We start from the raw sequence: 20,749 nt of genomic DNA, 5'->3' as shown, positions 1-20,749 counted from the left end.
GAGGAGCTCGGGACCTACTTCGAGGACCGGGATCCGGCCGCGATGTTCTCGGCCTCCGCGGCGCTGCGCGAACTGGGCTGATCCGCGTCCTGCGGGTCGAGGAATCGACACGACCCGGGTTTGCGTATCGTTTCCGCAGGTAATGCGTCCGCGATGGGCGATACTGAAGGCAACTGAACAGCTGCGGAGCGGGGCCGGGTGACGGTGGAGGGGGTGTGGAACGCGTGCCGGATTTGACTAGATCGTGTTCTAGTTTTCCGCCGTCGACCGGTTCGATCACCCTTGCCTGCGACACTCCCGAAGCGCTGGTGCCCGGCGGGCGCGCCCGGTCGCCGGAATCGGACGCAAAGGCGATTTCCGCGCTCGCCCGTGCGCGATGATATTTATTCAAAGGTCTTGTGCTATAACAACTTAGCGCCAACGCTTTGTGTTTCCGGCTGGCACCAACTTCCAGGTCCGATCGCGGGGTGACACGCCCTGATTTTCGGTCGAATCCGACCCTCGGAGCGTGCTGAATATGGGACGATTCTTGCTGATGAGCGGCCACCTTTGACAGGTGAACACGTTCTAGTTAATATGACCTGAGTCACAGACCGTTGGGGGGCTGGGCTCGAACTGACAGTCGGTGCTGGGCGAGATCATGGACGAGGAGGACGGATGGTAGACCTCCTCGAGGTGCCGTTGCGTGCGGTCGGCGGGTTCTTCACGATGTCGGGCGAAACGTTGAGGGCAGTCTTTTCGAGGCCCTTCCAGCGTCGCGAGTTCGTCGACCAGGCGTGGTTCGTCGCCCGGGTCTCGATGGTGCCCACCGTGCTGGTGGCCATTCCGTTCACGGTGCTGGTGAGCTTCACGATCAACATCCTCCTGCGCGAGATCGGCGCGGCAGACCTCAGCGGCGCGGGCGCCGCTCTCGGCACCGTCACCCAGGTCGGCCCCATCGTCACTGTGCTCATCGTGGCGGGTGCGGGTGCCACCGCCATCTGCGCAGATCTCTCCGCCCGCACCATCCGCGAAGAGATCGACGCGATGCGCGTGCTGGGCATCAACCCGATCCACCGCCTGGTCGTGCCGCGCGTGCTGGCCTCGACCGTCGTGGCGCTCCTGCTCAACGGGCTGGTCTGCACCATCGGCATCCTCGGCGGTTTCGTCTTCTCGGTCTACATCCAGGACGTCAACCCGGGTGCCTTCGTCAACGGCATCACGCTGCTCACCGGTTTCGGGGAACTCGTGATCTCGGAAGTCAAAGCAGGTCTGTTCGGCATGATCGCCGGCCTCGTCGCCGCCTACCTCGGCCTGAACGTCAAGGGTGGCGCGAAGAGCGTCGGTGACGCCGTCAACCAGACCGTCGTGTTCTCGTTCATGGCCCTCTTCGTGGTCAACGTTCTCGTCACCGCCGTCGGCATCAAACTGACGGCAGGGTGATCGACTTGGTGGTGGAGTAGATGGCACTAGCGGCGGCCGGGCGCTTTCCCCGAACTCGCAGACGGTTCGCGTCGGCGTCACGCTCGATCGACCGGCTCGGTGAGCAGGCACTGTTCTTCGCGCGGGCCATCGGCTCGGCGCCCCGCGCCCTGATGCACTACCCGAGGGAGACGCTGCGGCTGATCGCCGAGATCAGCATGGGCACCGGTGCRCTCGCGGTGATCGGCGGAACGGTCGTCATCGTCGGCTTCCTGACTCTGTTCACCGGCGGCACCATCGCCGTGCAGGGGTACAGCTCGCTCGGCAACATCGGTGTCGAGGCACTCACCGGCTTCTTCGCGGCATTCATCAACGTGCGCATCGCGGCGCCGGTCATCGCCGGCATCGGGCTGGCGGCCACCATCGGCGCCGGCTCCACTGCCCAACTCGGCGCGATGCGCGTCTCGGAGGAGATCGACGCACTCGAGACGATGGCGATCCCGTCGATCCCGTACCTGGTCAGCACCCGCGTGATGGCGGGCATGATCGCGATCATCCCGCTGTACGCCCTGGCGGTGATCGCGTCCTTCATGGCGAGCCGGTTCGCGACCGTCGTGCTGTACGACCAGTCGTCCGGCGTCTACGACCACTACTTCTCGACGTTCCTGATACCCACGGACATCCTGTGGTCGTTCGCCCAGGCCATCGTCATGGCGATCGCGATCATGCTCATCCACACCTACTACGGCTTCAACGCCTCGGGCGGCCCGGTCGGCGTCGGTGTGGCCGTCGGCAACGCGGTGCGCTCCTCGCTGATCGCCGTCGTCACCGTCACCCTGCTCATCTCGCTCGCCATCTACGGCGGGTCCGGCAACTTCAACCTTTCGGGATAGGAGTGCCGGTAGATGACTGATTCGAGTGGGAAGAAGAAGCTCGCGGCACTCGTACTCGTGGTGAGTCTTCTCGCGATCATCGGTGTGTCACTGGCCATGTTCAACGGCACGTTCAACGAGACCACGCCCGTCACCGTGACGTCGGATCGCTCCGGACTGGTGATGGAACCCGACGCCAAGGTCAAGCTCCTCGGTGTCCAGGTCGGCCGCGTCGCCGCCATCGAGCACGTGACCGACGGCGCCGAGCTGAAACTGGCGATGTACCCCGACATGATGTCGCTGATTCCGTCCAACGCGACTGTGGAAATCAAGTCCACCACCGTGTTCGGCGCCAAGTACGTCAACTTCGTGATGCCGGAGAACCCGTCGTCCACTCCTCTCCAGTCGGGGGACGTCATCGCTTCCGACAACGTCACCGTCGAATTCAACACGGTCTTCCAGCACCTGTCCGACGTGTTGGCCAAGGTGCAGCCAGAGAAGCTCAACGCCACCCTCGGTGCCATCTCCTCGGCGCTGCACGGGCGGGGTGACGAACTCGGCGCCCTGCTCGAGCAGAGCGACAGCTACCTGGCGGAGATGAACCCGAGTCTGCCCCAGTTGCAGGAAGATCTGGCGAAGGCGGCGCAGGTCACCGACGTGTATGCCGACACCGCGCCCGACCTGCTCCGGGTGCTCGACAACGCGACGGCCACCAGCGGCACCGTCGTCGACGAACAGGACAACCTGGACGCCGTGCTGCTCAACGTCACCGGGCTGGCCGACACGGCGAACACCGTCCTGACCGAGAACGAGCAGAACCTGGACTCCGCTCTCGGCCTGCTGCTCCCGACGACGGATCTGCTGGCCGAGTACTCGCCCGAGATCTCCTGCTTCATCGTCGGCCTGAACAACGTGATCCCCCTCGCCGAACAGCTCATCGGCGGCAATCAGCCGGGTATCGCGCTGAGTGCCAGCTTCATGTACGGGCAGGAGCCGTACACCTATCCGAAGGACCTGCCGAAAGTGAACGCGACAGGTGGGCCGAACTGCCACGGTCTTCCCAACCCCGATCTCAGCAAGCACGCGAACTTCGTCGTGGCCGACACCGGCACGGTGCCGTTCGTGCCGTCGACGGAAGTCCAGGTACATCTGCCGAAGGTGTTCCAACTGTTGTTCGCGGGCGTGTTCCCCGGGCAGGGTGGGCAGTGACTGTGCGAGCGACCACGGTCAAGCTGCTGATCTTCGCGACGGTGATGTCGGTGATCTTCGCCGGGCTCGCCCTGGTGTTCAGCCAGTACCGATTCAGTAGTTCCGACGGCTACCACGCTACGTTCACCGACGTGTCCGGGCTCAAGCCCGGCGACAAGGTCCGCATCGCCGGCGTTCCCGTCGGCGCCGTCGAGAAGGTGGGCATCGACGACGACAACCTGGCCGACGTCGACTTCACCGTCGACACCAAGTACTCGCTGTTCGACGGGACCAAGGCGACGGTGCGGTACGAGAACCTCGTCGGCGACCGGTACATGGAACTCCTCGAAGGCGCCGGATCGGTGGAACCACTGCCGGACGGTGGTTCGATCCCCGTCGAGAACACCTCTCCCGCACTCGATCTCGACCTTCTGCTGGGCGGGTTCAAGCCGCTGCTCCGGGCGCTGGACCCGCAGCAGGTCAACGACCTGTCGCAGGCGCTGGTCCAGGTGTTCCAGGGGCAGGGCGGCACGCTCGTCTCGCTCCTCGGCAGCACGAGTTCGTTCACGAACACCCTCGCCGACCGGGACCAGTTGATCGGCGAGGTGATCACGAACCTCAACCAGGTGCTCGGGACCATCAACGACCGCGGCGACCAGTTCCGGTCGACGCTCGACCAGTTGCAGCAGTTGGTGAGCGGGCTCTCCCAGGACCGCGATCAGATCGGTGACGCCATTCCCCGCATCGCCGGGGCGACGGGCGATCTCGCACATCTGCTCGAAGGTGCGCGGCCGCCCCTGCAGAGCACGATCGCGGAGGCCAACCGCACCGCGACTCAACTCCAGGCGGGCGAGGACGACCTCGACTGGGTGTTCCAGAATCTGCCCGACGCGTACCGCAGGCTCATCCGCATCGGCACGTACGGCAGCTTCTTCCAGATGTACGTCTGCACGGTCAAGTTCAAGTTCTCCGGCCCGGACGGATCGGATCTGCTCCTGAACATGCCGGGCGGTCAGACGGCAGGGAGGTGTGCACCGTAGCCATGAAGAGTGAACGCAATCCCGTACAGGTGGGACTCATCGGTGTCGCCGTCGCGAGCATGATCGTGATCGCGACCCTGCAATACGATCAGCTGCAATTCCTGTCGGGCGGCACGCAGTACTCCGCCTATTTCGAGGACGCGGGTGGGCTGATGACCGGCGACACGGTGACCCTCGCCGGTGTCGACGTCGGGAAGGTCGCCGAGGTGGAACTCGACGACCAGAAGGTGCTCGTCACGTTCACCATCCAGGACGGCATCGCCCTCGGCGACGCCACCGAGGCGAACATCAAGACCAACACCGTTCTCGGGCGCAAGTCCCTCGCCGTCACCCCGCTCGGGCACGACACGATGCGGGTGGGATCGACTATTCCGTTGGAGCGCACCAACTCTCCGTACTCGCTCAACGACGCACTCGGCGATCTGTCGACCACCGTCTCCGAACTCGACACCGACGAGGTCAACAACGCGTTGAACGCGATGTCCGGCGCTCTCGAGAACACGCCGCCCGAGCTGCGCACCGCACTGGACGGCCTGACCCGGTTGTCGGAGAGCATCAACTCGCGGGACGAGAGCCTGCGGCAGCTGCTCTCGCGGGCCGAGAACGTGACCGGAATCCTCGCCGAGCGCAGCGGGCAGATCAACTCGCTGATCGTCGACGGAAACGAGCTGTTCGGTGAGCTCGACCGTCGCCGCGCGGCGATCAGCCAGCTGATCGTGAACATCTCCGAGGTGTCCCGGCAGCTCACCGGGCTGGTCCAGGACAACGAGGAGCAGATGAAACCGACGCTCGACAAGCTGAACTCGGTGGTCGACGTCCTGCAGCGCAACAAGGACAACATCTCACAGGCTCTCGACGGCCTCGCGCCGTACGCCACTCAGCTCGGCGAGTCGGTGGGTAGCGGCCCGTTCTTCATGGCGTACGTCTACAACATCGGCATCGGCAACCTGTTCCAGGGGCTCAGCGACGCGGTGACGTGGCCGGAGCATCTGCCCAACGACCTCCAGGCGTACCTGCAGACGGGTCCGTCCATCGAGCTGAGGGAACCGCCGCGATGACGACGAACCCGGAAATCACCAACACGCGGAAGAAGTGGCTGATCCGCGGCGGCGTCGCCGCGGTCGTGGTGGTGCTGATCGTCGGCGCCGCAGTGATGTTCGTGCCCAAGCTGTTCCAGAACACGATCACCGCCTACTTCCCGGCGACCACCGGGCTGTATTCGGGCGACGACGTCCGCGTCCTCGGTGTGAAGGTGGGGACGATCGATTCGATCGAGCCCGGCGCCGACTTCGCGCGGGTGACGATGAACGTGAACAAGAGCGTGAAGATTCCGGCCGACGCGAAGGCCGTCATTGTCGCGCCCAGCCTGGTGTCGGGACGGTTCGTCCAGCTGACACCCGTGTACGCGGGTGGGCCGACGATGGGCGACGGCGCGAGCATCCCGGTGGAGCACACCGCCGTCCCGGTGGAATGGGACGAGATCAAGACCGAGCTGAACAAGCTGTCGGAGGCGCTCGGACCGCAGGGCGCCGACCCGCAGGGCTCGCTCGGCACGTTCATCGACACCGCCGCCGCCAATCTCGACGGGAACGGCGAGTCGCTGCGCAACACGTTGCGGGAACTGTCGGAGACCATGCGGACCCTGTCCGACGGCCGCACCGACCTGTTCTCGACCATCCGCAACCTGCAGACGTTCGTGGCGGCGCTGTCGTCGAGCAACGAGCAGATCGTCCAGTTCGAGGGCAGGCTCGCGTCGGTGTCGAACATGCTCGCCACCAACTCCGACGAACTCGGAACCGCCCTGAACGACCTCGACCTGGCGCTCGGCGACGTCAACCGGTTCGTGGCGGAGAACCGCGCCGCCCTCAGTGAGCAGGTCGGCCGTCTGGCGGACGCCACCCAGGTGCTCGCCGACAAGAGGCCCCAGATCGAGCAGGTGCTCCACGTGGCGCCCACGGCGCTGGCGAACTTCAGCAACATCTACAAGCCGGCGCAGGGGTCACTGGTCGGTGCGGTCGCGTTTGCGAACCTCGGGAACCCCGTGAACTTCATGTGCGGCGCCATCCAGAGCCTGCAGGCCAACGAGGCGAATCGCAGTGCCGACCTGTGCACCCAGTACCTGTCGCCGGTCCTGAACTCGCTGACGATGAACTATCTGCCCGTCCTCACCAACCCGACCACGGGAGTGAATGCGTTCCCGGATCAGATCGAGTACACCCCGCCGAGTCTCGAGGCCTCCGTGCCGCCGCGGTCCGCGCCCCCGGTGACCGGCACCCTCGCCGGGATGCCGACGGTGGACGTGCCCAGAGACCTGAACGATCTGCTGCAGCCGGGAGGTGGGCGATGACGAAGCACGCACGGATGCGTCGCGGTGGCATCGCCGCGGTGGCGATCACACTGACGCTGACCCTGACCGGATGCGAGTGGGAAGGGCTGAATTCGCTTCCCCTGCCGGGGACCGAGGGGCAGGGCGACGACGCCTACACCGTCGAGATCCAGATGCCCAATGTGACGACGCTGTCGCAGAACTCGCCCGTCCGGGTGAACGACGTGACGGTGGGTTCGGTGACGGGCATCGAGGTGCAGGACTGGCACGCCCTGGTCACCGTGTCGATCAACGGCGACGTCCAGTTGCCCGCCAATGCGACCGCCAAGATCGGCCAGACCAGCCTCCTCGGCTCGCAGCACCTCGAGCTGGCTCCGCCGAGCGACGTCGAGCCCGAAGGCAAACTCGAGGACGGCGACGTCATCCCGATCGAGCGGGCGGGCGCCTACCCGACCACCGAGCAGACGCTGTCGTCGCTGTCGGTGGTGCTCAACGGCGGCGGCATCGCCCAGATCCGCGACATCACCCAGGAACTCAACGCCGCGCTGGGCGGACGGGAGGAGTCCATCCGCGACCTCCTTCCGCAACTCGACCAGCTCGTCACGAGCCTCGACCGGCAGCGCGGCGACATCATCGGTGCGATGGAGGGGCTCGACCGGTTGTCGGGCACCGTCAACGAGCAGAAGGCCACCCTGGACGCGGCGCTGGACGGCATCCCGCCCGCGCTGGACGTGCTCGTCACCCAACGGCAGAATCTCACCACCGCTCTGGTCGAGGTGGGCAAGCTCAGCGACACCGCCTCCCGTCTCGTCGAGAGCAGCGGCGAGGACCTGAAGGCGAACCTGCGCAACCTCACCCCGGTGCTGCGTGAACTCGCCAACTCGGGGAGCGCGCTGACCGAGGTGCTGACCCTGATGCTCACGTACCCCTTCCCGATGAAGACGATGGACAAGGCGATTCAGGGCGACTACGCGAACCTCATGATGACGATCGACATGACCAACGAACGCGTCGACAGCAACTTCCTGACCGGAACCGGGCTCGGCGGATCACTCGGCGGCGTGGAGGGCGCCGTGGGATCGCTCGCCGGGGTGGCCGGACAGTCCGGCGATCCGCTGCAGGCGCCGCTGCAGCCGGCGCCGAAACCGGCACCCGCGCCGCCGGTGATTCCCGGGCTCCCGCAGATACCCGGACTGCCGCAGATACCGGGCCTTCCGCCGCAACTGGGAGGGGCGCCGACACCATGAGAATGACGAGATTCGTTCGTATTCAGCTGATCATCTTCTCGATCCTCACCGTCATCGGGCTCGTCGTGATGTCGATCCAGTACATCAAGGTGCCGGTGCTGTTCGGCGTCGGACGCTACGAGGTGAGCGTCCGGCTGCCGTCCACCGGCGGGCTCTACTCCCACGCCAATGTCGCGTACCGCGGCACCAACATCGGTGTCGTCGAGAACGTGACGCTCACCGGCGAGGGTGTGGAGGCGAAGATGTCGCTCGACAGCGACTACAAGATCCCGGCCGACGTCGACGCGGCGGTCAAGAGCGTGTCGGCGGTCGGCGAGCAGTACGTCGACCTGATCCCGCGGGAAGGCACAGCCGACGGCCCGTACCTCGCGAACGGCGACGTGATCCCGGAGGATCGGGCGACCATCCCGCAGGACGTCGGCGAGATGCTCGACCAGGCCGACGAACTGCTCGCCAGCATTTCGGACACCAGGCTGCAGACGGTGATCGACGAGGCGTTCACGGCGTTCAACGGATCCGGTCCCGACCTGCAGCGGCTCATCGACTCGGCCCGCCTGTTCGTCGAGGAGGCCGACGCGAACAGCGACGCGACGAAGGCCCTGATCGACCAGGTCGGTCCGCTGCTCGACACCCAGACGGTCAGCAGCGACGCCATCCGCTCGTGGACCCAGGACCTCGTGACATTCACCGACCAGTTGCGGGCGAGCGACCCGAGCCTGCGGTCGGTGCTGGAGAAGGGTCCCGGCGCGGCGCAGGAAGCCACCCAGCTGTTCCAGGACCTGCAGCCGACGCTGCCGATCCTGCTGCGGAATCTGGTGAGCGTCGGGCAGGTCGGGGTGATCTACAACAAGAGCATCGAGCAGGTGCTGGTCATCTACCCGCCGCTGACCGCGGCGCTCGTGACGGCGGCGACCGGCGGGCCCGTGGAGGACGGCGCGATCGTCGACTTCGCCCTGCAACTGCACGACCCCCCGGCGTGTACGACGGGATTCCTGCCCCCCGACCAACGCCGGTCGGGAGATCAGACCGACCCGATCGCGACACCGAACGACCTGTACTGCAAGGCCGCTCCGGACGACCCGTCCGTCGTGCGCGGCGCGCGGAACCTCCCGTGCATGGAGTTCCCCGGACGCCGCGCACCGACGGTCGAGGCATGCCGCGAGGGCTGGGAGGCGTCGGGCAACAACCCGCCGTACGGGCCGATCATGCCGCCGGATGTACCCTCGTACACAGCCGTTCCGAGTTCCTACGAAGGCTCCGCGGGTGCACCGGTCGCGGCCGTGCCCTACGACCCGGCCACCGGTAGCTTCATTGGTTCGGATGGAAAGACGTACACCCAACCGGATCTGGCGGTGCAGGGAAAGGACTCGACGTGGCAGACGATGATGACAGGTCAGCAGATTTGAGTTCCGGCACGGACGAGCGCGTGACCGACTCCGCGGATCAGGCGCAGCAGACACACGCATCGACGGACCGGACGAGACGCCGGGCCGTCCGGCACGCCGGCCCGCCGGTGGGGGAGACCGAGGCCCCGAAGCCGGTGGTCCTCGCCAAGCCGGCGGTCGCGCAGGCCACTCCCGAGGCGGAGAAGGTCTCCACGACGACGTCCGCACCACAGGCGTCCGAGGCGCCGCCGATCGAGGCGCCGAAGCAGGGTCGGTCCCTGAAGTCGTTGCTCACGTGGGGCGTTACGGCGGTGGTGATTGTCGCACTGGTCGTCGCGGCGGTAGTCCTGCTGCTCGACCAGCTGTCCGCGCGCGAACGGGACGACCGCCGTCAAGCCTTCGTCGACACGGCCCGGCAGACGGTGCTCAACCTGACGACCATCCACCCCGAGACCGCGAAGGACGACGTCGCCCGAATCGTCGCCGGTGCTTCCGGCCAGTTCCTCGAAGAGTTCCAGGGCCGGGAGGATCCGTTCGTCGGTGTCGTGCAGGACGCGAACGTGACCACCGAGGGCGAGGTCATCGAGGCCGGCATCGAGAACGGTACCGAGACGTCGATCTCGGCGAACGTCCTGGTGGCCGCGCGGACGATGGTGAGCAGCAAGGAACAGCCGGAACCCTCACCGCGCGACTTCCGGATGCGGGTGACGATCAGCGACGTCGACGGCAAGTTGACCGCATCGAAGGTGGAGTTCGTCCCATGAGCGACAACAACGAAGGCAAGCGAAAGTTCGCAATCACCAAGGGCGCAGCGCTGAAGATCGCGGCCGCGGTCGTGGTGGTCGCGCTCGCCGTCGGGGTGGGCTTCCTCTGGTACGGCCACCGGCAGGATCAACTCTCCGAGCAGGCGCGCATCGACGCCGTCGACGCCGCGGGCAAGCAGGCCGTCGCGATGCTGGCGTACGACTTCGCCGACGTCGACAACCAGTTGGCCTCTGCCGCAGACGGACTCACCGGTTCGTTCCGTGACGACTACACCACGCTCGTCCAGGAGACCATCGCACCGGGCGCCAAGCAGAAGCAACTCACCGTGCAGGTGTCGGTGCAGGCCGCCGCGCCGGTGTCGACCACACCCGACGAGGCGGTGGTTCTGCTGTACCTGAACCAGACGACGACGAGCGCCGACGCCCCCGACGCCCGAACGTCGGGCAGCCGGGTGCGGGTGTCGCTGCAGAAGGTCGACGACCGCTGGCTCGTCGATCAGCTGACCCCGGTGTAGCTGCGCTGCCTGTGAGTACTTATTAACGTCGGGCGGTTGACAAGTACTCACGGGGCGGAGCCACCCCCTTCGCAAAATGAAACAAGTTCTAGTAGTCTCGGGGTTTCCTGGCCGGGTGCCGACGCACGACGCTGTGTCGCACGGCCACAACCGAACGGGGAGTCGTCGATGAAGGTTGCAGTAACCGGCGCCGCGGGATTCGTGGGCAACAATCTGCTGAATCTGTTGGTCGAGGCAGGGCATGAGGTGACTGCCATCGACCGCGTCCGTTCCCGGTACGCACCCGAATACGGGGTCACCTGGGTGAACGCCGACGTGCTCGACGTCGAATCCATGAAGCAGGCGCTGGACGGCGCCGAGGTGGTCTACCACCTGGTCGCGATGATCACCCTCGCCCAGAAGGACGACCTGGCGTGGACCGTCAACACCAAGGGTGTTCGCACCGTCGCCGAAGCCGCTCTCGCGGTGGGAGTTCGGCGGATGGTGCATTGCAGTTCTGTGCACTCCTTCGACCAGAGCAGTTGCGGCGGAACGCTCGACGAGTACTCGCCGAGGTCCGTCGACGCGTCGATCCCCGTGTACGACAGGTCGAAATGGGCAGGCGAGATCGAACTCCGCGAGGTGGTCGACGCCGGCCTCGACGCGGTGATCTGCAACCCCACCGGGGTGTACGGGCCCGCCGACTACGGACTGTCGCGGGTGAACGCGTTGCTGCGCAACGCCGCTCGTGGCCGGGTGCCCGCGGCGGTGCAGGGCGGGTTCGACTTCGTCGACGTCCGCGACGTCGCCGCCGGACTGATCGCCGCAGGCGAGAAGGGCCGGACCGGTGAGAACTACCTGATTTCGGGGCACATGCTCGGCATGCATGATGTCGTGAGGAGGGCAGCGCGTGCGGCGGGCCGTCGGGGGCCGCTGTACTCGTTCCCGCTCAGTGTCATCGAACGCGTGCTGCCGATCGCCGAACCGATCGGGACCCGCTTCGGGTCGGACGTGCTGTCGCGGTCGGCGATGTCGGCGCTGCTCGCGGCGCCGGTCGTCGACGGTGGCAAGGCGCGGTCCGAACTCGGTTACGCCCCACGTCCCGCCGACGAGACGATCCGCGACTTCGTCGCCTTCCTGGTGACGTCCGGTCAGCTGAGCCGGGGAGGTCAGCTGTTCCCGGTCGCGTCTTCGGTGTAGTCGGACTCGGAAGCCTCGGCGGGAGCGATCAGCGCGGGGCCCGCGGCGCCGCCGTGTGCGAGGGCGTCGAGGAAGGACCGGGCCCACCGGTCGACGTCGTGTGCGAGGACCTGCCTGCGCAGGGCCCGCATGTGGCGTCGGCCGTCCTCCTTCGGCTGGTTCAGGGCCTGCTCCATCGCGTCCTTGACGCTGTCGAGATCGTGCGGATTGCACAGGAACGCCTGACGCAGTTCGGCGGCCGCACCGGTGAACTCGCTGAGCAGCAGCGCGCCGCCGAGATCACTCCGGCACGCCACGTACTCCTTGGCGACCAGGTTCATGCCGTCCCGCAGCGGGGTCACCAGCATCACGTCGGCGGCGACGAAGAACGCGATCAGTTCGTCGCGGGGGATGGGCCGGTGGATGTAGTGCACCACGGGCCTGCCGACCTCGCCGTACTCGCCGTTGATCCGCGACACCGACTGCTCGATCTCGCCGCGCATGTGGACGTAGCTCTCGACGCGCTCACGGCTGGGTGTCGCGAGTTGCACGAGCACGGTGTCGGCGGGGTCGACGCGGTTCTCGTCGAGCAGTTCGTGCAACGCGGCGAGGCGGACGTCGATGCCCTTCGTGTAATCGAGGCGGTCGACGCCGAGCATGATGTGTTTGGGATTGCCCAGTTCCTTGCGGATCTTCCTGGCGCGGTCCCGGATGGACTTGGACCGGGACTGCTCGTCCAACTGCCCCGAGTCGATGGAGATCGGGAACGCGCCGACGCGGACCGTGCGGAAACCTACCTGCACGACGCCCAGCTTGGAGCGGACGCCCACGTTGCCGCGGGACGTCTGCTGGCCGGCGAGTTTGCGGGCCAGKTAGAGGAAGTTCTGGGCACCGCCCGGGAGGTGGAACCCGATCAGATCGGCGCCGAGCAGGCCCTCGATGATCTCGGTGCGCCACGGCATCTGCATGAACAGTTCCACCGGCGGGAACGGAATGTGCAGGAAGAACCCGATGGTGAGGTCGGGGCGGAGCATGCGCAGCATCTTCGGAACGAGCTGCAGCTGGTAGTCCTGGATCCACACGGTGGCGCCCTGCGCGGCAGCCTTCGACGTGGCCTCCGCGAAACGGCGGTTGACCTCGACGTAGGCGTTCCACCAGGCGCGGTTGTACTCGGGCTTGACGATGACGTCGTGGTACAGCGGCCACAGGGTGGCGTTGGAGAAGCCCTCGTAGTAATCGGCGATCTCCGCGGCGCTCAGCGGAACCGGGTACAGCTCGAGATCGTCCTCCACGACGGGATCGAGCTCCGCGTCCGGGACCCCCGCCCAGCCGACCCATGCGCCCTTGTTGCGGCGCAGGATCGGCTCGAGCGCGGTGACGAGGCCACCGGGGCTGCGCTTCCAGCGGGTGGTGCCGTCCGGAAGGCGTTCGAGATCGACGGGGAGTCGGTTCGCGACGACGACGAAGTCGGCTTGCCCGGAAACCGGATCAGAAGTCGAGCGTGATGACGATGCTGACGATTCCGAACTGGCAGCCACGGGCTTCCTTCGCAGTCGAAGTGGATGAAATTCTCAGTCGAGCTTGGAGGTGGGTCCGATTCCCAGCATCGAGAGCAGCATCCTGCACTCGTCGGCATCTTCGGCGTATGCAGCGACAACACGCTGCGCCTGGCGAGCGGTCTCGTCGGCTAGGGGTTCGAGATCCTCGTCCGCGATGTCGTTTTCGGCGGTCGTCTTCGCGGCCATCTTTGTCCTCTCGGGCTTGCTGCTGCGTCACGCGCAGTAGTTCGTATCGGCGACTCTATGAGAACCGGGCATGTCAACGCTAGTTGCCCATCGATTAGGGTTCATCTAGTTAGGGTCCGCTTACTTTGTGGTGGGTGGGGAAGCGTCGGCGTTGGGAGTTACGCGCGTGAAGACTGGTGGCACCGCAATTCTGCGTCGCACCCTGGTGCGGAATCGGGGACGGCTGGGCATCGGCACCGTACTCGTCTGCCTGCATCAGGTAGCCGAGACGCTGGTCCCGATCTCGATCGGTGTGATCGTCGACCGGGCCGTCGCGACCGGCGACGTGTTCGCGCTCGCGGTGTGGCTGTGCGCCCTCGCACTGCTGTTCCTGGTGCTCACCGCGGCCTGGCGCTACGGTGCGCGTTTCATCGTCGTGGCGATGCAGAACGAGGCCCACCAGCTGCGGATGGAGGTCGCGCACCGCATCCTCGACCCGCGGGGGGTGCGCACCGAGCTGCGCGCCGGTGAGCTGCTGTCCGTGTCGACGTCGGACGCCGACCGCGCGGCCTGGATCGCGGACATCACCCCGCGCGCCGCCGCGGCCCTCACCGCGGCGATCGGATCCGCGATCGCCCTGCTGCTGATCGACGTGCCCCTCGGCCTCGCCGTCCTGATCGGCACCCCCGTCATCCTCGGACTTCTCCAACTCGCTGCACCGCTGATCACCCGCCGCGCCACCGACCAGCAGGCGGCGGTCGCGCGGGCGTCCGCGATGGCCACCGACCTCGTGAGCGGGCTCCGCCCCCTGCGCGGGATCGGCGCCGAGGTGTCGGCGTCGCGCCGGTACCGGGCGGCCAGCCGCGACGCACTCGGCGCCACCCTGCACACGGCGAAGAGTTCCGCCGTGTTCGCCGGGGTGTCGATGACCGTCAGCGCACTCCTCGCCGTCGGGGTCGCGGGTTTCGCGGGCTGGTTCGCGCTCGAGGGCCGCATCACTATCGGCGAACTGATCACCGTCGTCGGACTGTCCCAGTTCTTCATCGAACCGCTCGGCGTTCTCGCCGGCCTGCCCGGGTTCCTCGCCCTCGCCCGCGCGTCGGCGGACCGCCTCGCACTCGTACTGGACGCGGAACCCCTGCTGCCCGCCGGGTCGGGCCGGACACTCGACGGCAGCGAACTCAGCCTCACCGGCGTGTCCTACCGGTCCCTGAGCGGACTGGACCTCCGGGTCACCCCCGGCGAACTGCTCGGCGTCGTCGCGTACCGCCCCCAGGACGCGGAGGCGCTGGCCGCGCTGCTGTCCGGGCAGGTTCCGCCCGACCGTTACGACGGCGAACTGACGGTGGGCGGGGTCCGGCTGTCGGACGCGGATCTTTCGCACGCCCGCCGGACGCTGCTCGTCGAACCGCACAACGGCGACCTGTTCTCCGGAACCGTCGCATCGAACGTGACCGCGGGCAGGCCCGGCGCGACGGCGTCCGAGGTACACGCGGCGCTGTCCGCGTCCGCGGCGGTCGACGTCGTCGAAGCGCACCCCGAGGGGCTCGACCACGAGGTCGCCGACCGCGGGTCCTCGCTGTCCGGTGGTCAACGACAGCGCGTCGCCCTGGCACGCGCACTCGTGGCGCAGTCGCCGGTGATGGTGCTGCACGATCCGACGACGGCGGTGGACGCCGTCACCGAACACGCGATCGCGGGCGGAATCGCGGACCTCCGGCATCGCGGCTCCCCGGATCGCCAGACCACGATCCTCATCACGAGCAGCCCCGCGCTGCTGTCCGTCACCGACCGCGTCGTCGTGCTCGACGACGGAACGGTGGCCGGTGAGGGCACCCACTCGCAACTGGCCACCGAGAACGCGAACTACAGTCAGGCGGTCCTGCGATGAGTGAACTGCTTCCCATCGCGAACGCGCGCGACACGTGGGCGTGGCTGAGGTCCGAGCTGGGACAGCGCCGCGGCCGGAGCGTCTTCACGCTGCTGGTGGCGGCTGTCGCGGCCGGCATGGCGCTGGTCCCCGTCTACGTCTTCGGCGTCCTCGTCGACCGCGTCCAGGAGGGTGCGCCGCCGTCCACCATCGGCTGGGTGGTCGCGGTGATCGCGTCCGCCGCGGTGATCGGCGGACTGTGCGCCGGGTTCGCGTCGTATCTGATCCGCAGTCTCGGCGAGGGAATCCTGGCGGACCTGCGCGAGCGGACCGTCGACCGGGCGCTCCGGCTGCCGATCCAGACGATCGAACGGGTCGGCAAGGGCGACCTGCTGTCGCGCGTCGGCGACGACGTCGCGGTGATCGGCAAGGCTGTCACCGACGTGGTCCCCAATCTCGTCACGGCGGTCCTGCTGGTGGTGCTGAGCATGGTCACGATGCTCGGCATCGACTGGCGGCTCGGGCTCGCGGGCATGGTGGCGCTGCCGATGTACGCGCTGGCGATGCGCTGGTACCTGCCGCGGTCGGCGCCGGTGTACGCCGCCGAACGCGTCGCGATGGGGGAGCGTTCGCAGGCCCTGATCAGCAGCATGCAGGGTGCCCGGACGGTGCGCGCCTACGGCCTGGAAGACAGCCACCTGGGTCAGATCAACGGCGCGTCGGAGAAGGCCCGCGACCTGTCCGTCGGCGTCTTCGCACTGTTCACCCGGTTCGCGGGACGCGGCAACCGGGCCGAGTTCGTGGGGCTGGCCACCATCCTCGCCGCYGGATTCGCCCTGGTGAACGCGGACATCGTGACAGTCGGCCAGACCACGACCGCGGCGCTGCTCTTCCACCGGTTGTTCAATCCGATCGGCATGCTGATGTACACGTTCGACGAGGTGCAGTCTGCCGGTGCGAGCCTGGCGCGGCTCGTCGGCGTCGTCGACCTCGACGACGAATCCTCCGCCGGGACCGCCGCCGCCGGGGAGAACACGGACGCGACGCTCGAACTCGACGACGTCCGCCACACCTACGACGGCAGCCACGAAGTGGTGCACGGCATCAGCCTGCACGTGAAGTCGGGTGAACGTGTCGCCCTCGTCGGCTCGACCGGGGCGGGCAAGACGACGGTCGCGGCGATCGCGGCCGGGTCGATCGTCCCGACGGCCGGTTCGGTGCGGATCGGCGGAACCGCGCTGGCGGACCTCGAGCCGGGTGGCCTCCGTCGCCGGGTCGCGATCGTCAGCCAGGAAGTCCACGTGTTCGCCGGACCGCTGATCGACGACCTGCGGCTCGCGGCACCCGACGCCTCCGAGGAGGACGCGGCGATGGCTCTGAAAGTCGTCGGCGCCGACGGCTGGGTGAGCGCACTGGACGACGGGGTTCAGACCGTGGTCGGGGAGGGCGGCCACGAGTTGACCGCCGCCCAGGCGCAGCAGTTGGCCCTGGCCCGACTCGTCCTCGCGAACCCGGCGGTCGCCATCCTGGACGAGGCGACGGCCGAAGCCGGCAGCGCGGGTGCCYGGGAACTCGAGGCGTCGGCCGAGGCCGCGACCCGCGGTCGCACGACGCTGATGGTCGCCCACCGGCTGACCCAGGCGGCCGCCGCAGACCGGGTCGTCGTCCTGGAACACGGCCGGATCGTCGAGGAAGGTCCGCACACCCGGCTCGTCGAGGCCGGCGGACGCTACGCCGAGCTGTGGTCGGCGTGGGAGGGGCGGTAGGGCGTTCCGCCCCGTGCGCCTTTCTGGTAGCACCCACTACCAGAAAGGCGCACGGGCGTCAGCTGAGGTAGCCGCCGCCGTGGGGGAAGAAGTCGGTCCCGGCGAGTTCGGTGCCGTCGTCGAGGCGGACGTGCTGGATCTTCAGGCCCTTGTTCTGTCCGGTGCGGGCGTCGGGTCCGGCGACGATGACCATTCCGTCGCCTTCGTGGATGAAGACACGCCCGGGCGTTCCACCGTAATTTCCCTCGGATACGGCGGCCTTCAGAACCCGGACACGCTGACCCTTGAAATGGGTGAAGGCGTTCGGGTACGGGTCGGACTGCGCGCGGACGAGGCGTTCGATGGCGTCGGCGGGCCACGTCCAGTCGATGAGGCTGTCCTCGGGGGCACGCTTGTGGAAGAACGTGGCCTGCGAGCGGTCCTGCGGCGTCCAGTCCGTGCGACCGGACTCGATCAGTGCGAGCGCGTCGAGCGTGATCGGGCCGATCATGTCGACGGTGCGGTGGAACAGATCGGTGACGGTGTCCGTCGGCCCGACCCGCGTCGACCTCTGCAAAACGATGTCGCCGGCGTCGAGTTCCTCGTCCATCAGGTGCGCGGTGAGGCCGACTTCTTCCTCGCCGTTGATGAGCGCCCAGATCAGCGGGGAGAATCCTGTGTACTTGGGCAGGAGCGAATCGTGAATGTTGAGGGTGCCGTAGCGGGGAGAGTCGAAGACGTCCCGCGGCAGCCACGTGCGCCAGTTGTTGGCGACGACGATGTCCGGGTCGGCCTGCTTCAGCGCGGCCTTGAAGTTTTCGTCCGGCTTGGTGGCGATGTGCACGGGCACCCCGTGCTCGGTAGCCAGGTCGGCGACGGAGTCCGCCCACATCTGTTCGTAGACGTGATCGCTCCTGGGGTGGGTGATCGCGAGGACGACCTCATGGTCGGACTGGAGCAGGGCCTGCAGGGTACGGTGACCCCAGGTTTGATATCCGAGTGTGGCGACTCTCAACGCGGTCCTCCTGGACGAGCTTGTCGGTCAGCGCCGCTTTTGAGCGGCGGCGAAGCCAGCTTAGGCTATCCAATCTAGTTCGGTGAGGCCGCCCAGGGAAGGAAGGCAAGATGACGATCGCCACGATCAATGGGATCCCCCTGAATTACCAGGTCAAGGGATCCGGCGATTTAGTGGTGCTCATCATGGGAACCGGAAGCCCGGGGCGGGTATGGGATCTGCATCAGACCCCCGCGCTCGTCGACGCCGGCTACCGCGTCTGCACGTTCGACAACCGGGGCATCGCGCCGTCCGGTGAGAGCGTCGACGGGATCACCATGGACGACCTCGTCGCGGACACCGCGGGACTGATCGAGCACCTCGGTGGCGGACCGGCCCGTGTCGTCGGCACCTCGATGGGCGCCCGTGTCGCGCAGGAACTGGCACTGTCCCGCCCTGATCTCGTGCTCAAGGCGGCCTTCCTCGCCGGCCACGCCCGCATGGACTACTTCCAGCAGACCCTCACCGAGGGCGAGCGCGCCCTCCACGACAGCGGGGTCGAACTCCCCGCCAAGTACCGGGCCGCGGTGACCGCCGTGATGAACCTGTCGCCCGCGTCGCTCGTCGACCCGCACACGGCCCGCGACTGGCTCGACCTGTTCGAGTTCAGCGGCGGCCGGACGTCGGACGGTGTGCGCGCGCAGATGGAGATGGACCGCAGCTTCGACCGCAGGCAGGCCTACCGGGCGATCACCGCGCCGTGCCTGTCCGTCGGTTTCGCCGACGACAGGATGATTCCGCCGTACCTCTCGCGTGAGGTGGCCGAGGCGATCCCGTCGGCCCGGTACTACGAGATCCCCGACGTGGGGCACTACGGCTACCTCGAACAGCCCGAAGTGGTGAACAAGGTACTGCTCGAGTTCCTCGCCAACTGACCGGTGGCTGCCGCCACCGTTGTGAGTAGGGTGGATCTTCGAGTGGCTGGGGGGCGATCACGGTGACGGCGAGGACCTGATGGCGTTGGGCATTCCGCGCCTCGGGGTGGGCATCGTCCGGTACGACGTCGTGAACGGCACCTTGTGGTGGGACGAGAAGGCCGCCGCCATCTTCGGGGACGACGGTTCCCTGCCGCCGCTCGAATTGTGGCGGGAGCGCGTCCATTCCGAGGACATCGGCACGGTGCGCCGGATGTTCGAAGACACGGCCGGCTCGGTCGGCGCGGAATGCGTGTTCCGTATCGTGCTGACGGATCGGTCGACCCGGTACATCCTCACCCGCAGCATCGACGTCACCACCGATGCGTCCGGGGATCCCGTCGAGTTGACGGGGGTCGTCATCGAACTCGGACACGTCGCCGGCCGGGACGCCCAGCTCGCGTCTCTGCTCGACCGGGTGGGCCTGGGGTTCTTGGCGCTCGACGAGGACCTTCGGATCATCTACGTCAACTCCGTCTGCCTGCGGCACGTACGACGGTCGCGGGAGGAGTTGCTCGGCCGCGTCGTCACCGAGGTTCTCCCCGAAACGCAGGGCAGCTACTTCGACGCACTGTGCCGCAAGGTCCTCGCCACCGGGACTGAGCAGCAGACCCGGGTGGATTCGTTGTATCGGCCCGGGGCGACGATCGAGGTGACCGCCGCGGCCGACGCCGGCGCGCTGGTCGTGCATTTCCGGGATGTCACCGCGGAAGTCACCGCCCAGAAGCAGGCGGAGGAGGCGCATGCGCTGCTTCTGCACGAGGCCACGCACGACAGTCTCACCGGGCTGCTCAATCGCGCCGCCATCACGGAGCATCTGCAGCGCTTGTTCGAGCCCGGCGTGGGTCCGGCGGTCGCGTTGTTCCTCGACGTGGACGGGTTCAAGGAAGTCAACGACACCCGGGGCCATCGCGTCGGCGATTCCATCCTGCAGGCGGTGTCCGAGCATCTGCGGCACGCGATGCGGACGCCGTCCGCGGTGGGCAGACTCGGCGGCGACGAGTTCGTCGCGATCCTTCCGGACATCGACGAACTGGACGCCGACGACGTGGTCGACCGGATGCTCGCCTCGATCACGACGCCGATCGACGTCGGCGACGAACTGCTCGTCGTGACGATCAGTGTGGGGATGGCGCGCAGTACGTCGGCTCGCACGGTCGACGAGTTGCTCCATCACGCCGATATCGCCCTCTACGCCGCCAAGCGCCGGGGCGGGAACACCGCGGTCTGGCACGAATAGGTTTGCCGGGCGGCTGCGGTTGCTGGACGGCTGCCCCCGGAAACCGGCATCGCCCGGGCCTCCCGAGTGAACGAACGCACGGTATGTTTATGGGGCAAAACCCGACGTAGTGACCGCTTTGGCGCGGGGAATTCTGTTGGCAGTGCGGGGGACACGCGGCCGGGGAGATTGAACCGAAATTGCCGCCGTGATAACCATCGCCTGTGAACTTGCTGGCAACCGGCTTGTTGCTGGTGGGTAGCCTAACCTAAACTTCCTCGGGTGCCCGTCGTTGGACGGGCGCTCTCGACGGACGATCGGATCACC

General features: G+C 67.2%; 18 protein-coding genes. 15 read left to right on the top strand and 3 right to left on the bottom strand.

Features of this window, described 5'->3' with window-relative positions:
• The first annotated feature begins 657 nt into the window (after positions 1–657).
• The 11 genes from AC1DWT_RS26015 (at position 658) to AC1DWT_RS25965 (ending at position 11,917) form a co-directional block, all read left to right on the top strand.
• The gene (locus tag AC1DWT_RS26015; protein ID WP_015888557.1) at positions 658–1,422 is read left to right on the top strand and encodes an MlaE family ABC transporter permease; all 765 of its coding nucleotides are present in this window, start codon (positions 658–660) and stop codon (positions 1,420–1,422) included.
• A gap of 20 nt (positions 1,423–1,442) precedes the next feature.
• A complete protein-coding gene (locus AC1DWT_RS26010; protein WP_072947894.1) occupies positions 1,443–2,294 on the top strand; it encodes an MlaE family ABC transporter permease in 852 nt (283 codons plus the stop codon).
• Positions 2,295–2,306: 12 nt separating this feature from the next.
• Complete coding sequence (locus AC1DWT_RS26005; RefSeq protein WP_095863238.1) at positions 2,307–3,482, top strand: MCE family protein; 1,176 nt, start codon at positions 2,307–2,309, stop codon at positions 3,480–3,482.
• Positions 3,479–4,501, top strand: coding sequence for an MCE family protein (locus AC1DWT_RS26000; protein WP_083395633.1), 1,023 nt, complete (start codon positions 3,479–3,481; stop codon positions 4,499–4,501). The genes AC1DWT_RS26005 and AC1DWT_RS26000 overlap by 4 nt, the downstream gene beginning before the upstream one ends.
• Positions 4,502–4,503: 2 nt before the next feature.
• Positions 4,504–5,559, top strand: a complete 1,056-nt coding sequence (locus tag AC1DWT_RS25995) for an MCE family protein (RefSeq protein WP_072947901.1) — start codon at positions 4,504–4,506, stop codon at positions 5,557–5,559.
• Positions 5,556–6,848 (top strand): MCE family protein, encoded by a 1,293-nt coding sequence (locus AC1DWT_RS25990; RefSeq protein WP_072947903.1) that lies wholly within the window; start codon positions 5,556–5,558, stop codon positions 6,846–6,848. The genes AC1DWT_RS25995 and AC1DWT_RS25990 overlap by 4 nt, the downstream gene beginning before the upstream one ends.
• Positions 6,845–8,074: an MCE family protein gene (locus tag AC1DWT_RS25985; RefSeq protein WP_072947906.1), complete on the top strand. Its 1,230-nt coding sequence runs from the start codon at positions 6,845–6,847 to the stop codon at positions 8,072–8,074. The genes AC1DWT_RS25990 and AC1DWT_RS25985 overlap by 4 nt, the downstream gene beginning before the upstream one ends.
• Positions 8,071–9,480, top strand: a complete 1,410-nt coding sequence (locus AC1DWT_RS25980) for an MCE family protein (protein WP_072947909.1) — start codon at positions 8,071–8,073, stop codon at positions 9,478–9,480. The genes AC1DWT_RS25985 and AC1DWT_RS25980 overlap by 4 nt, the downstream gene beginning before the upstream one ends.
• Entirely contained in the window at positions 9,477–10,223 is a 747-nt protein-coding gene (locus AC1DWT_RS25975; protein ID WP_477922811.1) for a hypothetical protein, read from the top strand. The genes AC1DWT_RS25980 and AC1DWT_RS25975 overlap by 4 nt, the downstream gene beginning before the upstream one ends.
• On the top strand, positions 10,220–10,738 hold the full coding sequence (locus AC1DWT_RS25970) for a h domain protein (protein ID WP_072947914.1): 519 nt from the start codon (positions 10,220–10,222) through the stop codon (positions 10,736–10,738). The genes AC1DWT_RS25975 and AC1DWT_RS25970 overlap by 4 nt, the downstream gene beginning before the upstream one ends.
• A 168-nt stretch (positions 10,739–10,906) precedes the next feature.
• Positions 10,907–11,917, top strand: coding sequence for an NAD-dependent epimerase/dehydratase family protein (locus AC1DWT_RS25965; RefSeq protein WP_095863242.1), 1,011 nt, complete (start codon positions 10,907–10,909; stop codon positions 11,915–11,917).
• On the opposite strand, the gene AC1DWT_RS25960 is transcribed toward AC1DWT_RS25965, so the two are convergent.
• On the bottom strand, positions 11,887–13,434 hold the full coding sequence (locus AC1DWT_RS25960; RefSeq protein ID WP_477922806.1) for an alpha,alpha-trehalose-phosphate synthase (UDP-forming): 1,548 nt from the start codon (positions 13,432–13,434) through the stop codon (positions 11,887–11,889). The two genes, AC1DWT_RS25965 and AC1DWT_RS25960, sit on opposite strands and share 31 nt — an antisense overlap.
• A 33-nt stretch (positions 13,435–13,467) precedes the next feature.
• A complete protein-coding gene (locus tag AC1DWT_RS25955) occupies positions 13,468–13,641 on the bottom strand; it encodes a hypothetical protein (protein ID WP_005262874.1) in 174 nt (57 codons plus the stop codon).
• Positions 13,642–13,807: 166 nt separating this feature from the next.
• Here AC1DWT_RS25955 and AC1DWT_RS25950 point away from each other — a divergent pair, with 166 nt between their 5' ends.
• Together AC1DWT_RS25950 and AC1DWT_RS25945 are read left to right on the top strand one after the other, a co-directional pair.
• Positions 13,808–15,511, top strand: a complete 1,704-nt coding sequence (locus tag AC1DWT_RS25950) for an ABC transporter ATP-binding protein (protein WP_477922803.1) — start codon at positions 13,808–13,810, stop codon at positions 15,509–15,511.
• Positions 15,508–17,256 carry an ABC transporter ATP-binding protein gene (locus AC1DWT_RS25945; RefSeq protein ID WP_477922801.1) on the top strand — a complete coding sequence of 583 codons (1,749 nt, stop codon included), beginning with the start codon at positions 15,508–15,510 and terminating at the stop codon, positions 17,254–17,256. The genes AC1DWT_RS25950 and AC1DWT_RS25945 overlap by 4 nt, the downstream gene beginning before the upstream one ends.
• Before the next feature lie 58 nt (positions 17,257–17,314).
• Here the strand turns inward: AC1DWT_RS25945 and AC1DWT_RS25940 are convergent, their stop codons facing one another.
• Complete coding sequence (locus AC1DWT_RS25940; protein WP_477922799.1) at positions 17,315–18,250, bottom strand: methionyl-tRNA formyltransferase; 936 nt, start codon at positions 18,248–18,250, stop codon at positions 17,315–17,317.
• Between the two features lie 110 nt (positions 18,251–18,360).
• Between AC1DWT_RS25940 and AC1DWT_RS25935 the strand changes: the two genes are divergently transcribed.
• Positions 18,361–19,164 carry an alpha/beta fold hydrolase gene (locus tag AC1DWT_RS25935; protein ID WP_015888572.1) on the top strand — a complete coding sequence of 268 codons (804 nt, stop codon included), beginning with the start codon at positions 18,361–18,363 and terminating at the stop codon, positions 19,162–19,164.
• 79 nt (positions 19,165–19,243) lie between these two features.
• Complete coding sequence (locus AC1DWT_RS25930) at positions 19,244–20,443, top strand: diguanylate cyclase domain-containing protein (protein ID WP_477922796.1); 1,200 nt, start codon at positions 19,244–19,246, stop codon at positions 20,441–20,443.
• Positions 20,444–20,749 lie beyond the last annotated feature (306 nt).

This window comes from Rhodococcus sp. P4_B6 (genome assembly GCF_056402215.1).
This window is presented reverse-complemented; position numbering and strand designations above follow the sequence as displayed.

Coding starts and splice junctions, on each gene's coding strand:
- AC1DWT_RS26015 (WP_015888557.1), top strand. CDS start 658: ATGGTAGACCTCCTCGAGGTGCCGTTGCGTGCGGTCGGCGGGTTCTTC.
- AC1DWT_RS26005 (WP_095863238.1), top strand. CDS start 2,307: ATGACTGATTCGAGTGGGAAGAAGAAGCTCGCGGCACTCGTACTCGTG.
- AC1DWT_RS25995 (WP_072947901.1), top strand. CDS start 4,504: ATGAAGAGTGAACGCAATCCCGTACAGGTGGGACTCATCGGTGTCGCC.
- AC1DWT_RS25990 (WP_072947903.1), top strand. CDS start 5,556: ATGACGACGAACCCGGAAATCACCAACACGCGGAAGAAGTGGCTGATC.
- AC1DWT_RS25985 (WP_072947906.1), top strand. CDS start 6,845: ATGACGAAGCACGCACGGATGCGTCGCGGTGGCATCGCCGCGGTGGCG.
- AC1DWT_RS25980 (WP_072947909.1), top strand. CDS start 8,071: ATGAGAATGACGAGATTCGTTCGTATTCAGCTGATCATCTTCTCGATC.
- AC1DWT_RS25970 (WP_072947914.1), top strand. CDS start 10,220: ATGAGCGACAACAACGAAGGCAAGCGAAAGTTCGCAATCACCAAGGGC.
- AC1DWT_RS25965 (WP_095863242.1), top strand. CDS start 10,907: ATGAAGGTTGCAGTAACCGGCGCCGCGGGATTCGTGGGCAACAATCTG.
- AC1DWT_RS25955 (WP_005262874.1), bottom strand. CDS start 13,641: ATGGCCGCGAAGACGACCGCCGAAAACGACATCGCGGACGAGGATCTC.
- AC1DWT_RS25935 (WP_015888572.1), top strand. CDS start 18,361: ATGACGATCGCCACGATCAATGGGATCCCCCTGAATTACCAGGTCAAG.
- AC1DWT_RS25930 (WP_477922796.1), top strand. CDS start 19,244: ATGGCGTTGGGCATTCCGCGCCTCGGGGTGGGCATCGTCCGGTACGAC.